At 62.5% G+C, this 13,712-nt stretch carries 12 protein-coding genes and 1 tRNA gene; 5 read left to right on the top strand and 8 right to left on the bottom strand.

The window, feature by feature from the left end:
• Positions 1-199: 199 nt before the first annotated feature.
• Positions 200-1,531, bottom strand: coding sequence for a nucleotidyltransferase and HEPN domain-containing protein (locus tag D3876_RS02175; RefSeq protein ID WP_338014301.1), 1,332 nt, complete (start codon positions 1,529-1,531; stop codon positions 200-202).
• 101 nt (positions 1,532-1,632) lie between these two features.
• On the opposite strand from D3876_RS02175, the gene D3876_RS02170 reads away from it, so the two are divergent.
• Positions 1,633-1,848 carry a helix-turn-helix transcriptional regulator gene (locus D3876_RS02170; RefSeq protein ID WP_119759466.1) on the top strand — a complete coding sequence of 72 codons (216 nt, stop codon included), beginning with the start codon at positions 1,633-1,635 and terminating at the stop codon, positions 1,846-1,848.
• 128 nt (positions 1,849-1,976) lie between these two features.
• On the opposite strand, the gene D3876_RS02165 is transcribed toward D3876_RS02170, so the two are convergent.
• On the bottom strand, positions 1,977-3,227 hold the full coding sequence (locus tag D3876_RS02165; RefSeq protein ID WP_119759465.1) for a tyrosine-type recombinase/integrase: 1,251 nt from the start codon (positions 3,225-3,227) through the stop codon (positions 1,977-1,979).
• Between the two features lie 164 nt (positions 3,228-3,391).
• Positions 3,392-3,466: transfer RNA gene (locus D3876_RS02160), tRNA-Glu, on the bottom strand.
• Between the two features lie 188 nt (positions 3,467-3,654).
• Between D3876_RS02160 and D3876_RS02155 the strand changes: the two genes are divergently transcribed.
• Entirely contained in the window at positions 3,655-5,973 is a 2,319-nt protein-coding gene (locus D3876_RS02155; protein WP_182911833.1) for an EAL domain-containing protein, read from the top strand.
• Positions 5,974-6,050: 77 nt separating this feature from the next.
• The gene (locus D3876_RS20995) at positions 6,051-6,176 is read left to right on the top strand and encodes a hypothetical protein (RefSeq protein WP_274378921.1); all 126 of its coding nucleotides are present in this window, start codon (positions 6,051-6,053) and stop codon (positions 6,174-6,176) included.
• A 161-nt stretch (positions 6,177-6,337) separates the two neighbouring features.
• Here the strand turns inward: D3876_RS20995 and D3876_RS02150 are convergent, their stop codons facing one another.
• The 3 genes from D3876_RS02150 to D3876_RS02135 form a co-directional block, all read right to left on the bottom strand.
• Positions 6,338-6,913 carry a hypothetical protein gene (locus tag D3876_RS02150; protein ID WP_119759463.1) on the bottom strand — a complete coding sequence of 192 codons (576 nt, stop codon included), beginning with the start codon at positions 6,911-6,913 and terminating at the stop codon, positions 6,338-6,340.
• Between the two features lie 787 nt (positions 6,914-7,700).
• A complete protein-coding gene (locus tag D3876_RS02145; protein ID WP_119759462.1) occupies positions 7,701-7,940 on the bottom strand; it encodes a hypothetical protein in 240 nt (79 codons plus the stop codon).
• A 277-nt stretch (positions 7,941-8,217) separates the two neighbouring features.
• Complete coding sequence (locus tag D3876_RS02135; protein ID WP_119759460.1) at positions 8,218-8,766, bottom strand: glycine zipper 2TM domain-containing protein; 549 nt, start codon at positions 8,764-8,766, stop codon at positions 8,218-8,220.
• A 301-nt stretch (positions 8,767-9,067) separates the two neighbouring features.
• On the opposite strand from D3876_RS02135, the gene D3876_RS02130 reads away from it, so the two are divergent.
• Positions 9,068-10,123 (top strand): sensor histidine kinase, encoded by a 1,056-nt coding sequence (locus tag D3876_RS02130; protein WP_119759459.1) that lies wholly within the window; start codon positions 9,068-9,070, stop codon positions 10,121-10,123.
• Between the two features lie 93 nt (positions 10,124-10,216).
• Positions 10,217-10,777: a zinc-finger domain-containing protein gene (locus D3876_RS02125; protein ID WP_220475405.1), complete on the top strand. Its 561-nt coding sequence runs from the start codon at positions 10,217-10,219 to the stop codon at positions 10,775-10,777.
• Positions 10,778-11,017: 240 nt separating this feature from the next.
• Here the strand turns inward: D3876_RS02125 and D3876_RS02120 are convergent, their stop codons facing one another.
• On the bottom strand, positions 11,018-12,391 hold the full coding sequence (locus D3876_RS02120; protein ID WP_119759458.1) for a class II 3-deoxy-7-phosphoheptulonate synthase: 1,374 nt from the start codon (positions 12,389-12,391) through the stop codon (positions 11,018-11,020).
• 231 nt (positions 12,392-12,622) lie between these two features.
• Positions 12,623-13,582, bottom strand: a complete 960-nt coding sequence (locus D3876_RS02115) for a tetratricopeptide repeat protein (RefSeq protein WP_238475204.1) — start codon at positions 13,580-13,582, stop codon at positions 12,623-12,625.
• Positions 13,583-13,712 lie beyond the last annotated feature (130 nt).

Here is a 13,712-nt window from a genome sequence, read left to right as displayed (position 1 = left end):
CACCGGCATCGTGGAAGAATTTGAGCCAGTATCTCGCTGTGATGATAGGGGCGGTGCTCAGGGAGGCTTCTGCAACCTGACCGCAGCGGGAGTATCGTCCGTCTCACGTGAGCGATCGGCGGTCGTGCTGAGCCATAGACGACCGAGACGCAATCTGGTGACTGGAATTGAATACAGCGCTGGCAGTGCGCTGGTGGCCCTAAACGGACTTCTCCAACTCAGCCATGCGTTCGGAGCAAATCTGGTGAATGACTTGGCCGAGCGCTTCGACGCGTTCGCCAAGCCAAGCTAGCTCTTCTTCGCTTATACGATAGTGCTTCGAATAACGCGCTTTAACGTACGCCTCTTTGAGCTTCTGAAACATTGCGCGTTCCTGGCGCGCGGTCTCTGGCCAAATATCGAGGAGTCGGCGGTCGAGCCGTTCGGCCTGCGAGCGGAGGAACGCGATGTTATGGTTATAGGGCGTGTAGAAGGTCATGGTGAGCAGCAGCGTGTGATAAAGCTGCTCAGCCGCCTGATGCAGCTGGAATGCTGCATTCTTGTAGAAGCCGTCTTCAAGAGCATGCTTGAAGCTTCGGAAGAAGGCGAGTGCACTCGGCATGCCCTCGTCGAAATACTCCTTAGCCGCCACCAACGCCTGTTCTGGCGTTTTGGGCTTGGGGTGGTGCAACTCGCTCTCATCGGCCTCGTAAAGCGCGATGCCTTCCTTCGCGACCTCCATGAAGAACACACGGCCATGCGCGAGCCCGTCATTCACCTCGCGGAGCGAATGGACAATGAAGTTGACCGGGGTCTTGAGCGATTTCTCGATCGTGTAGGCGCGTATCAGCCGTTCCTCGGCCTTGGCCCAGTATGCTGCCCTGTCCGCTAGCTCCTTCTGGCTGACGATGACGAGCAGGTCATAATCGGACTTGTACTGATTGGCTGAAAGCGGCGCATCGACCCAGTCGTTTCGCGCATAGGAGCCGAACAGAATGATCTTGAGGATGCGCCCCGCCTTGCGCTTGCCGGTCGCATGCTCGGTCGCTTCGCGAAACTCCTCGAACAGGATTTCCACGACGCGCTCAAGCTCGCGCTGCTTTGCTGGAGGAAGGTGATCGATCCCGGTCCGCATCAACAGGATTCTTCCGGCAATCCCCGGCACTTGGCAAGGGCAATCACAGGAACCTGCCTGAGGGTTCTCGGATCGGCGGGCAACGGAAGCCCAGCCCGGTCCCGCAAAAGCGCTGCACCGCACCCCCCGGGGTCCCCATTGCGCTTGCGCAATGGGGTGGGCTCGCTGGGCCGGAACGGAGTGGAGGAGCCGCGCGCAGCGCGGCTTGCGGTGCGGCGCTGCGGGACCAGGATGTGCGACGCCCGCCGAGCCGTTGCAGAGTACGGCGAATCGCCGTTGTGGACGTTGCGCCTGCCCTGAATTGCCGATCCTGCGATCGGAAATGGCCCCACGGACAATGTGGGTCGCCGCAGTCGAAATTTTTTTCTCGACGCATTTGAACGACAGGGGACGCCATTGGACGACAGCGAACGACATTCGCGGCAGGCACTGTTTTTGGCACTCTTGCGCCTTTTCAAGAGCTTTGTCTCAATATGCCGCAGGGGAGCACGACAACGCACGTAGCTCAAAAGGATGTCATGATGACCGACGCCCCTGACCGTATCCTTCGTCTCAATACCGTGCTTGACCGCACCGGCCTGTCGCGATCCACGCTCTACCGCAAGATCCAGTGCGGGAGCTTTCCCAGACAGATCGCGATCAGCACGCGCTGCGCGGGCTGGCGCGAGTCCGCAGTCAACGAATGGATGAAGAACCCGATGTTCTACCAGGTCGATGATCGCAGCCATGTTTGACTTGCTGCATCGTTCAACTTGCGCTTGAAGAATATCGTCCGCTTTTTCCAAAGGGGACGCCCGGCTCTCGCCCGCTCCAACGACCCGGGGCCCGGGCGAGGGCCGGGCGATACGCTCCGGCACATTCATCAGCTCTGCACCTTCGGAAATTTCCCTTCGATTATCGTCGCTCCGCCGCGCAGGAAATCGAGGTGATCCGACCAGTGTTGCATCATGCGGACGCGCTCGTCCCAATATTCGCCGCGCGCATAGGCGCGGCGCACCGCATTGTTGTCACAGTGCGCCAACTGGCGCTCGATCGCGTCGGAATGCCAAAGCCCCATCTCGTTGAGCAGCGTCGCCGCCATCGCGCGAAAGCCGTGCCCTGTCATTTCGTCCTGCGCATAGCCCATGCGCCTGAGCGCCGCGTTGATCGTGTTCTCCGACATGGGGCGCTCGATCGAGCGCAGTGAAGGGAACAGGAAGCGGCTGTAATCCGCATCATGCTCGATCGATCCGATGACCGCGAGTGCCTGAGAGGAAAGGGGGATGCTATGGGGACGCCGCATCTTGGTCTTGTGCGCGGGGACAGTCCAGATCGCCTTGTCCAGGTCGAAATCGGTCCATTCGGCAAACCGCAGTTCCCCCGGCCGCACGAAGACATGGGCGAGCAACTGCAGCGCGGCCCTCGTGTTGGCGTAGCCCTCGAACCCCTCGATTGCCCTGAGCAGCGCGCCCACCTTCCCCGGCTGCGTGATCGACGGTCGATGAACAGGCTTGGGCGCGATCAGCGCGCCACGCAGATCGGCGGCGACGTCACGTTCGGCGCGCGCGGTGGCGATCGCATAGCGGAATATCTGCGAGCAGGTACTACGCAGCCGCTTGGCGGTCTCGTACCGCTCCTTGCCCTCCATCTTGCGGAGCATGATCAGCAGCTCCTGTGCCGAGATCGAGGCGATGGGGCGCTTGCCGATCGATGTGTTGATGTACTCAAGCAGCCAGCGCAGCTTCTTCATTGTCGCGGCTGAACGACCTTCGCGCTCGACCTTGCCCAGCCATTCATCGGCAACCGCCTTGAAGCTGTTGGAGGCAGCGACTGAAGCGGCAATGCGCTCGAGCTTGATTCGTTCGGCCGGATCGTCGCCGCGCGCCAGCACCTTGCGAGCCGCGTCGCACTGCTCGCGCGCCTCGGCGAGACCGGTATCGGGCCAGACTCCGAAGGCCAAGGTCTTCTGCTTTCCGAAATGGCGATAGTTCATCCGCCAATAGCGCCCACCCGAGGGCGTCACCAACAGATAGAGGCCATCACGATCGGTGAGCTTGTAGGGCTTGTCGCGCCCCTTCGCCGCCCTGATCGCGACGACTGATAATCCTGACCTGGGCCTAGTCGTGGAAACCATGATGGTATCTCCGATCGGATGATCGGCGCGCTGCCATCAAAAATACCATCATCATGCTGGTATGTGGTGGTATCTGGTCAGTCCGATCGGAACGATCATACCACATAAAAGGCGCGGAAAACAGCCGCTTATGACATGTCATGGCACCCTCTGGGAGAGGGTGGTGGTGACCCCTACGGGAATCGAACCCGTGTTTCAGCCGTGAGAGGGCCGCGTCCTGACCGCTAGACGAAGGGGCCTGTACGCCGACCTTGGGCGGCGCGAAGGCGGCTCATCTATGGCGTACGCGCGACGGCGTCAAGGGGGCGGGCGGGGATTCACACGATCAGTTCCCTGCAGCGCCGGTCGCGCGGTGGTGATGCGCGGATTACCTTTGCACTTCGGTAACCATTCACCGCGTAAAACGCGGCTGATCGAGGATTTACCAATGCGCCGTTCACGGATCCGCCGCAACTCACAAGCGTCCGGCAGCAAGCGAAAGCTGCTGGGCTGGCTTGTGCTGTTGTCGCTGCTGTTCGGCCTGGTAGAGTTCGGCCAGCCGTTCGATCTGGCGCTGCGCAACCTGCGGGACAAGGCGCGCGCTCAACCCACGAGCGGAAAGGTCGTGGTTGTCGGCATCGACGACAAGGCGCTTGCGCAGGTCGGACCATGGCAATGGAATCGGCGCGAGCTGGCGTCGTTGACCGAAGGGCTCTTCGCGGCCGGAGCCGATCGCGTGTTTTTCGACCTCTACTTCAAACCGATGGAGCGTGGGGGGGACCGCAAATTCGTGGAAGCCGTCGCGCGGCATCCCGGACGAGTCTTCGTCGCGAGCGGACTGGACAACTATTCCAGACCCGGCCAGTCGGTGCCCATCCTGCCGATGCCCGAAATAGCCGGGAAAGCGGAAACGGTCAGCGTGATGCGGTGGATCCACTACTGGAACGGCGCGACAACCGTATCCTATCGGAGGCAATTCGGCAGTCACGATGTCCGTTCGATGGAAGCCGCAATTGCTGGTGTGGATGGCAATCGCGGTGAAGAGTTTCCCATCGACTATTCCTATCGCATTTCCTCTGTCCCCTATATCAGCGCCGCCGATATTCTGTCGGGGAAGGTTCAGGCCAACGCGCTCAAGGGCAAGGCCGTTATCGTTGGCGTGAACTCGGCATTGCTGGAGGACATCTTTGTCGCGCCTGGGCAAGGGCGTGTGGCGGGCGTCTTCGTTATCGCCATTGGCGCCGAGACTCTGCTGAAGCAACCGCCCATAGGACTGGGCTGGATACCACCGTGGTTGTTCGCGGTCGGTACAACGGCCTGGTTCGTCTTTGGAAGGCGACGGCGGATCGCGACGGCAATTGGCGCGGCGGGCATTGCCGCGCTTCTGGCCTTTCCGCTTCTGCTCGAGCATTTCAGCATCTTCGTCGATGTCGCGCCCGCGCTGTTCCTCGCGATCGTGACGATGATCATCGTCGGCTGGCAGCGCTTCGGTGCGGCGAAGCAAAGTCAGGGTGCGATAAATCCGGTTTCGGGTCTCAAGACCGTGAATGCGCTGCTCCGCGAAGGGCTGTCGGATCCGAATATTCTGGTCGCGGTACGCTTGCGGCGTTTTGCCGATATCGTGAGCACGCTGCCCCCCGATGGTGAGCGCGACCTGCTGGGCCAGATCGTGTCGCGCCTCGCAATGGGCGCGGGCCAGGCGCAACTGCTGCACGGCGATGACGGCAATTTCTTCTGGCTGATGCCCGAAGCCGAACTGGCTTCGGTGGTCGATCGATTCAAGGCGCTGCAACTCATCTTCCGCAATCCGATCCGCGTTTCGGAGAAGAGCTTCGATGTGGAAGTGTTCTTCGGCGTCGATCGCGAAATCCATATGCCGCTTTCGCATCGGCTGGCGAGCGCGCTCGCGGCGGCGCACGCGGCAAGCGAGGAAGGGGGATGCTGGAAGATCCACGATCCGTCCGCCACGGGCGCGCGCGAATGGGCATTGTCGCTGCTCGGTGAGCTCGACCAGGCGATAGACGCCGGCCATATCTGGGTTGCCTATCAGCCCAAGATGGAACTGGCGACGGGCGCGATCGTGGGCGCCGAGGCGCTCGTGCGCTGGACGCACGCGACGCGCGGGCCGATCGATCCTGCGGAGTTTGTCGAGATGGCCGAACGCCACGGCCGGATCGACCGGCTGACCGCCTTCGTGCTCAACGACGCCGCGCGCGCCGCGGCCGCGGCGGTCGCATATGATCCGGGCTTTGCGATCTCGGTCAACATATCGCCGCAATTGCTCGCGACCCGCGAGGTGGTCGACATGGTCCGGCGCGTATTGCGCAAGCACCGGCTGCCCGCATCGGCGCTGGTGCTCGAGATCACCGAGACCGCGGCGATGGTCGAAGGGCAGACCGCGCTCAAGCTGCTCGAGGAACTGCGTGCAATGGGCGTCGAATTGTCGATCGACGACTATGGCACGGGCATGTCGACGCTCGCCTATCTGCGCCGCATTCCCGCCAACGAACTCAAGGTCGACAAGCGATTCGCTGCGTCGCTCCTCTCCAGTCCCGAAGATCAGGCGGTGATGCGCTCGACGATAGAGCTGGCGCACACGCTGGGCATGCATGTCGTGGCCGAGGGCGTCGAGACCGCCGAAACGCTCCAGATGCTCCGCGCCATGGGGTGCGAGATCGGCCAGGGCTACCATATCGGCCGCCCGATGGAGTGGCTCAGCTTCATGGATATCTTCAGTCCCAGGCCCAGTCGCGCTGCCGATGGTTAATATCTTGTAAACCATTTCTATTTGTCATAATGTGCCCCTGGCCGCGCGTGCGGCTGAACCCATTTCAGGGGGCCAAGATGAAGAAGATCTATCCTCGCGAGCGCCGTCAGCCGGTCGGCTCGCCGCGTCAGCAGCAATCCGCGCGCTGGTCATTCTGGGAATGGCTGATGGGCGGCGGCGACGACGGCATGGGCCGCGGCTGAGCCGTTCCAGCTTACTGAATCGACTTTGAAAAGCCCCGGTTTCGGGGCTTTTCTCTTTTCCGCTACACGTCGTCGGATGCAGCGGGGGTAGGACCGTCCCGGCGCGCTTATGTTCACAGTTTTCCCTTGAATCGTGAAATAAAGTTGCGCGTGCGAGCATGTCAGAGCCCGCGGATCGAGGGCGCGCGGTGCACGCCCATGGACGCGGCGGATGGCGGGTCGGGAGCGTGGCCGGATTCGGACGCCGACGCCGGATCGGGCCAGATCGCCGGACCACCCAGCAGCGCATCGGCTTCGGCGACCTGCGCACGGTAGAGCATCCGGCTCTCATGCGGCAGGCGGATGCCGACCTTCTGCGCGCGATATGCCGAGAGCGCGGCGATCGCGAGATAGTCGTTCTGCTCGACACGCCAGCCGATGATCCTGCCGCGGCGGATCACGGGCACGCATGGCGGATCGTGGTAATGCTCGATCGCGGTGTCTCGCAGCGCCTCCAGCCCCAGCGCGATCGCCTGATCCCAGGCCGCGGCGAAACCCTCCGCGCCCCGTCGCCCGCGAAGCGCATAGGCGCCGCGCGGCGTCCGCCCCACGCTCCGCGCCGCCGTCGCTACGACCCCCGAACGCGACATGGCGGAGATGAAGGCGATCTGCACATCGGCCGACCACCCGCGCGCATGGCGACGCGCGAGGGGGACGGGGGTGAAGAGGAGGAGGTTTTCATCGTCTGGTTCGGTCATGGTAGTCAGTGTAACCGATTTGGTTATGAATAGGACAGAGGCGTTATGTCTGGCCGACGCCAATGCCGGTCGTTCAAAATAAAGTTATGTTGCTAGCCGGCTACAATGCCTGGTCTTTAAATAGAAAAGAACAATCTCAGAATTAAGGGTGCGCGGTTACGCAGATAGCGATGGAACTTTCATGATGAATTGGCCGTTTTTGATGCATGTATAGGCCTCTAGCCCGAATTGGGACGGGATTGGCCGTGGGAGCGGCCCTAATGGCCGTGAGTCCGCTATTTGCCGCACAGGACGCTCCCCCACCGGTTTCGCAAACCGAGCCCGCATCACCCGCCAGCAAGAACCCGCTCGCGCCATTCGCTTTCGCGTTAGTAGAGCCGACTGCTCCCTCGCCCTGGCAATTTGAAACCACTCCGCAACACGGTATCCGAGCGCTTCGGCCGGTGACGACGCGCAAGAGTGCCGAATTCTATTACCGTATCCCCCTATCCGAGGGGGTCACCTTGAAGCCCGGAATCTCGCATTTCCGGGAACCGCGCGACATATTCGGCACAACGTCGGGTCGGACGGTCATCGGTCTGGCGGCTAGCGTCAGGTTCCGTCACTAGTGACGAAAATCAGACGTTGAGCCCTCTGCTTCGTGCCTGCTCGCAGGATGGCGACAGAGAGCCGGCCACGCTCCCGCTTGCAGCAGCGGGTTTATCATGACCGATGATTTCGAATACCAACATCATTTGAAACCGGAGCTTCAGGAGCGCGCCATTGCGTGACGGGAAAGGGCGCGCGATCAATCTGCGATAGAGCGCGCGCGACTGTCGTCTGCCGCCTGAGCCTCGCGCCGTGCTGCATCGGCGTGCGCCTTTTCAGCGCTCGCGACACGGTCGGTGCGGATCTGCTCGGCGTTCATTCTTGTCATCGCGCGCGCGATCCGCGCTTCCTCGATGGCGGTCGATGGTGGCGCTCGGTTGCAGCCCGCAAAGGCCGCAAGGCAAACAAGCAGGGCTCCCGCGCGGCGCACCTTAGTCACTTTGCGCCGCCAGGAGCGGCCCTTTCGCATAGCTCCTTGAGATGGTGGCCGATCGTGGGGCCGCGCAGATGGGCCTCGACGGCTTCATGATGTTCGCGGATCAACTGCTGGCGAATGTCCTGAACACTTGCGCACGAGCCGGATCGCGCCAACTGATAGGCTCGCTCGATGGTTTTGGGTCGATGCATGTCGTCACCTCATCACAGGCGGAATGGATGTCGAGACGGCGGCCACCGGCCGCCGTCTCTTCTTGCTTCGCTTGCTTGTCGACGAAGAGTTAGCGGCAGCGGACATTGCTGCGCTCGATCTCGCGACCGACAAGGGCTCCGCCCGCGGCGCCGACGACGGTGCCGAGCGTCTTGCTGTCGCCGCGCACGATCGTATTGCCGATCAGGCCGCCCGCAGCGCCACCGATGATGAGGCCGGTGGTCCCGTCCGAACGGCGGCAATAATAACGCCCGTTCTGGCCGCGATAGACGCGATCGTCATAGGCGAGCGTGCGGGTCTGGTAATAGTTGCCGCTGCGATAATAGCGGTCGGCGTCATAGCTATTTCTGCCGGGCTCGTAGCGATCCCAGTCGTAATTGGTATACCGGTGCCAGCCGCGCGCGTTGCGATTGGCCTCGCGCAGGTTGCGGTCGTAATCGCGCCGCGCCTCGCGGGCTTCGCGCGGATTGTCGGCGTCGCGCATGTCCTCGGCATATTCCCTTTCGGCCCAGCTCACGTCCTTGCGAAATTCCTTTTCGGTGTGATTGGCCCGCGCCAGCGCGGGCGCAGCGGGAATGGCGACGGCCAGCACAGTGGCGGCCAAAATCATCTTCCTCATTCTTTTTACTCCTGATCCTTAATAGGATCACGTGAAGAACGCTGGCTAGTAAAATAAAGTTGCGTTTAATAAAAATAAAGTTTCGTTCAAGAAACATACAGAATAATGTGTGAATTTCACATAGTTTTCGTTTCCATGACTATTATCGTAAATTTTGAAAAATATGCAAATTACGGAACGATTTGTGCTATGCTCGCCAAGCGATCACCGACGGTGCCGATTCGAAGGCCGCGTGATCTCGCCGCTATCTCTGCCGGGTATGGCTTTCGCTCCGCGAGCCTCCGGTCCCGAGGGTCCAGTCATGGATATCCGAACGCCCGTTCATCCCGAAGCCGCGAACAGCCTGATGCTGGCCGTGATCGCGTCCTCCAACGCGCCTATCCTGCTTCTCGATGGCGATCTGACCGTCATTGCGGCCAGCACATCGTTCTTGCGTGCATTTCAGATCGAGCCGGCCAGCGTGCCAGGCCGTCCGCTGGCGGGGTTGGGAGCGGGCGAATGGGACGTGCCCCAGCTCGGGTCGCTGCTCAGAGCCACCGTCTCGGGGCATGCCGAAATCGACGCCTATGAGATGGACCTCCGGCGCGCGGGTCAGGAGGTTCGCCATCTGGTGCTCAGCGCCCAGAAGCTTGACTATTTCGACGCGGACACGGTGCGGCTGCTTCTGACCATATCCGATGTCACCGACGCGCGCCTCCGCGAGAAGCTCAAGGACGACTTGTTGCGGGAAAAGGCGATCCTGCTTCAGGAGCTCCAGCACCGCGTCGCCAACAGTCTTCAGATCATCGCCAGCGTGCTGATGCAAAGCGCGCGCAGGGTGAAGTCAGAGGAGACGCGTGGCCACCTTCACGACGCGCACAACCGGGTCATGTCGGTCGCCGCGGTTCAACGGCAACTCGCGACTTCCAGGCTGGGCGATGTGCACCTGCGCGCCTATTTCACCGAATTGTGCGAGAGCATAGGAGCGTCGATGATCCGGGACCACAATCAGCTTTCGCTGGAGGTGAGCGCTGACGAAAGCGTCACGGGCGCGGATGTCTCGGTGAGCCTTGGTCTGGTCGTCACCGAGCTGGTGATCAACGCCTTAAAACACGCTTTTCCGGGGCATCGTCACGGCAAGATCAGCGTCGACTACCAGTCTTGCGGAGCCGAATGGACGCTATCGGTCAGCGACGATGGCATCGGGATGCCTGTGGATCCCGGGAGCGGCAGGCCCGGACTGGGCACGAGCATCGTCGAGGCTATCGCGAAGCAACTGGACGCCCGCGTCCGGATCGCCGATGCAAATCCGGGAACCGCGGTCTCGATCGTCCACGCACGGGCGCCCCGCGAATTTGATGCCCGAAATGCGGCGTAGCTGTGCTATACTGCGATATCACCCGATTTCAGCCGCAAGCCTTCCCGTGACAGAGAGACCAGGTGCTCCCGCTTGCCAGACGGGAGCATCTCAATGGCTCTAAACATCAAGCCTGTGCCGCGGAAACGCGATGGGGCTGGCGATCAGGGCACGTTCGCTACGCTGATGGCATTCGCCTGGACGAGACGAGACTATGGCGTGCTCGGCGGTCGGTTTCGTCGCACCAGGGCGCGGCGCGGAGCGGTAGCCAGCCTTCTGCGCGATTCTCAGAAGCGCGCGATCAGGCAGCGCGAACTTGAGCACGCCATCGATCGTTGGGACAATGAAGGCGGTGCCGATGATCAAAGTCGAAGTCTTGGGGCGTACGCTTCCAAACCTTTCTTGCCGGCGCGCCCGCAATTTTTCAACGAGATCGGCGTGGGCAGGATAAGGATTGGCGTAGCTGAATTCGACTGCATCGGCGCGCTGCCGCCTCACGATCATCCGCACATATATCTGAATATGACGGGCGAGGGCGTCGTTCCATGTCCCTATTGCGCGACGACGTTCATTCTCGACGAAAATTTGCAACAGAATGAAACCGAGCCCGCGGGCTGTTTCGTTGACGCCGGGTCTGCTGCGCCGAAGAAGCGGACGAACGGGAAAGGCCCGTGACGCTCCACAGCCTGTTCGGCCGACATGTTGCCGATCTAAAGACCAGTCATTGGGACCGGGGCCGTTTCGTCAGCCGCTGCACCATATGTGGTTCGGAAATGATCAAGCTGCCTGGCATAGCCTGGCGAGTCAGCAATGACCGCGCCTGACGGAGCCTGAGATCGCGCGCAGGATCGGCGTGCCTGGCCCCGTCCTGCGCCGGGGAAGGCTTCGGATCCTCTCCCCGGAGGGGCGAGGATGCTACGCCGCCGCTTTCCTTCTTTCCGCCAGCTCCTGATTGAGCATTTCCGCGAGCAGGAACGCCAGTTCGAGCGACTGGCTCGCGTTGAGGCGGGGGTCGCAGTGGGTGTGGTAGCGGTCGGCGAGGCTCTGTTCGGTTACGTCGACCGCGCCGCCCGTGCATTCGGTGACGTTCTGGCCGGTCATTTCGGCGTGGATGCCGCCCGCGAAGCTGCCCTCCGCCCTGTGCACCGCGAAGAAGCCGCGGACTTCGGCGAGGATGCGCTCGAAGGGGCGCGTCTTGTAGCCGTTCTGCGCCTTGATGACGTTGCCGTGCATTGGGTCGCAGCTCCAGACCACAGGATGGCCTTCGCGCAGCACCGCGCGGACGAGTTTAGGCAGGCCCGCCTCGATCTTATCGTGGCCGTAGCGCGTGATGAGCGTGATGCGGCCGGGCTCGCGCGCGGGATTGAGCGTGTCGAGCAGGCGGAGGAGCGCGTCGGGCTCGAGGCTGGGGCCGCACTTCATGCCGATCGGGTTGCCGATACCGCGCAGGAACTCGACATGCGACGAGCCCTCGAAACGCGTGCGATCGCCGATCCAGAGCATGTGCGCGCTGGTGTCGTACCAGTCGCCGGTCAGGCTGTCCTGCCGCGTCAGCGCCTGCTCATAGGGGAGCAGCAGCGCCTCATGGCTGGTGTAGAACTGCGTGCCCGAAAGCTGGGGAACGGTATCGGGGTTGATCCCGCACGCCGCCATGAAGTCGAGCGCCTCGCCGATGCGGTCGGCGGTTTCGGCGTACTTCTTGGCCCAGGGGCTGCGGCCCATGAAATCGTGGGTCCAGCGGTGGACCTGATGGAGATTGGCATAGCCGCCGCTCGCGAAGGCGCGGAGCAGGTTGAGCGTCGCGGCCGACTGGCTGTACGCTTTTACCATGCGCTGCGGATCGGGAATGCGGCCCGCTTCATCGAAGACGATGTCGTTGATGATGTCGCCGCGGTAGCTGGGCAGCGAGACGCCGCCGATATCCTCCATGTCCGCCGAACGGGGCTTGGCGAACTGGCCCGCCATGCGGCCGACCTTCACGGTCGGGAGCTTGGAGGCATAGGTGAGGACGACCGCCATCTGGAGGATGACGCGGAAGGTGTCGCGGATGTTGTTGGGGTGGAATTCCGCGAAGGACTCGGCGCAATCGCCGCCCTGGAGCAGAAAGGCCTTGCCCTCCGACACGCGCGCGAGATCGGCCTTGAGGTTGCGCGCCTCGCCCGCAAACACCAGCGGCGGATAGGAGCCGAGCGTGGTGGTCGCCTCGGCAAGCGCCGCGGCGTCGGGATAGGTCGGCAACTGCCGTGCCTCGTGCTTCGTCCAGCTATCGGGGGCCCATTTCGCGGCCATTTTCGTTCGTCCAACAGGTTGTGAGAGGGAATTTCCTTGCGGGAGAGCAGGGCCAAAAGCAATGGCTAATGGCTTTCGTGCGGACAAGCTGGGGTTTTTAGGGATGGAACGAGAGGGAGTACCCCGGCGAAGGCCGGGGTCCAGTCCTGGGCGGACGACTCTGGACCCCGGCCCCTTCGACTGCCTGCAAGGCAGGCGCTCAGGACATGCTTCGCCGGGGTACTCGGTGGATCAGGCGCCGGGGACGCCGAGTTCCTTAGCTGCAGCGAGCAGGCGATCCCTTTCGGCAGGCGCATTGCCGAAGGTCTTGAGCGCGGTGTCGAGCGCGACCTTTGCCTGCGCGGTTTCGCCCAGCACCATCCGGCTGCGCATCAGGCGAATCCAGCCATCGGCGTCGCGCGGATTCTGCGCAAGGCGCGCGGCAAGCCCATCGACCATGCCGCGGACCATCGCCTCCTGCTGTCCGGGCGGGAGCTTGGTGGCGGCGGACATCTGCTCGCGGCTGGGGCCGGGAATGGCGGCGGTCGCGACCTCGGGCGTGCCGGGTGTGGCGGGGGCAGATGTAACAGCGGCGAGGCGCGCCTTGACGTCGATCTTCTCGCGCTCGGCGACCTGTTCGATCGTGCGTTTAAGGTCGGCCTCCCACGGGGCGCCCGCGGGGGTGGCCTTCAAGAGCGCGAACCAGTCCTCGATCGCGCCCTTGTGGTCGCCATTCAGATCCTTGTTGACCGCCAGGAAATAGCGCGCACGCGGATCCTGCGCATTCTTCGCGATCGCGGTCTCGAACGCCTTGACGGCGTCCGCGGGCATCGGCTTGTCGGGGCCGGCCATGACGAGCGCCTCTCCGAGCGCCGACCACAGCTCGCCGTTGTTCGGGCTCAAGGCGACGGCCCTGCGATAGGCGGTCGCCGCCTCGGCATAGCGGTTCGTCTCGAAGAAGGACCAGCCGAGCATCTGCCAGCCCTCGACGTCGTCGGGCTTGTCCTTCAGCCGCGCCTCAAGCTGCGCGATCGCCTGTTCGGCTGTGGTGGCGGGTGCGGCGGGGGTTGCGGTTTCGGCGGGCGAATCGAGCAGGCCGGTCGAACGTGCGACCGCGAATCCGATAGCGACCGCGGCGATGATCGCAGCCAAAATCAGCGCGATACGACCGATATTTGTACCGTTTTCTCTGGAACTGCCCGCTCCGGCCATGAATATACCCCCGATTTTCGTCAAAAACTGTGGCGCGGGACTCTAGCGCACCGCGCTCAGGATGATAGAGTGAACACGGGTTCGCACCTGTTGGATACGCAAACGAAAAGACATACGTAGCGTGTCCGTT

Source organism: Sphingomonas cavernae (assembly GCF_003590775.1).
GTDB classification, from domain to species: domain Bacteria; phylum Pseudomonadota; class Alphaproteobacteria; order Sphingomonadales; family Sphingomonadaceae; genus Sphingobium_A; species Sphingobium_A cavernae.
This window is presented reverse-complemented; position numbering and strand designations above follow the sequence as displayed.

Bases quoted from the DNA above. Each gene is read 5' to 3' on its own strand.
- D3876_RS02175 (WP_338014301.1), bottom strand. From the start codon at position 1,531: ATGTCGTTCGCTGTCGTCCAATGGCGTCCCCTGTCGTTCAAATGCGTC.
- D3876_RS02170 (WP_119759466.1), top strand. From the start codon at position 1,633: ATGATGACCGACGCCCCTGACCGTATCCTTCGTCTCAATACCGTGCTT.
- D3876_RS02165 (WP_119759465.1), bottom strand. From the start codon at position 3,227: ATGGTTTCCACGACTAGGCCCAGGTCAGGATTATCAGTCGTCGCGATC.
- D3876_RS02155 (WP_182911833.1), top strand. From the start codon at position 3,655: ATGCGCCGTTCACGGATCCGCCGCAACTCACAAGCGTCCGGCAGCAAG.
- D3876_RS20995 (WP_274378921.1), top strand. From the start codon at position 6,051: ATGAAGAAGATCTATCCTCGCGAGCGCCGTCAGCCGGTCGGCTCGCCG.
- D3876_RS02150 (WP_119759463.1), bottom strand. From the start codon at position 6,913: ATGACCGAACCAGACGATGAAAACCTCCTCCTCTTCACCCCCGTCCCC.
- D3876_RS02135 (WP_119759460.1), bottom strand. From the start codon at position 8,766: ATGAGGAAGATGATTTTGGCCGCCACTGTGCTGGCCGTCGCCATTCCC.
- D3876_RS02130 (WP_119759459.1), top strand. From the start codon at position 9,068: ATGGATATCCGAACGCCCGTTCATCCCGAAGCCGCGAACAGCCTGATG.
- D3876_RS02125 (WP_220475405.1), top strand. From the start codon at position 10,217: ATGGCTCTAAACATCAAGCCTGTGCCGCGGAAACGCGATGGGGCTGGC.
- D3876_RS02120 (WP_119759458.1), bottom strand. From the start codon at position 12,391: ATGGCCGCGAAATGGGCCCCCGATAGCTGGACGAAGCACGAGGCACGG.
- D3876_RS02115 (WP_238475204.1), bottom strand. From the start codon at position 13,582: ATGGCCGGAGCGGGCAGTTCCAGAGAAAACGGTACAAATATCGGTCGT.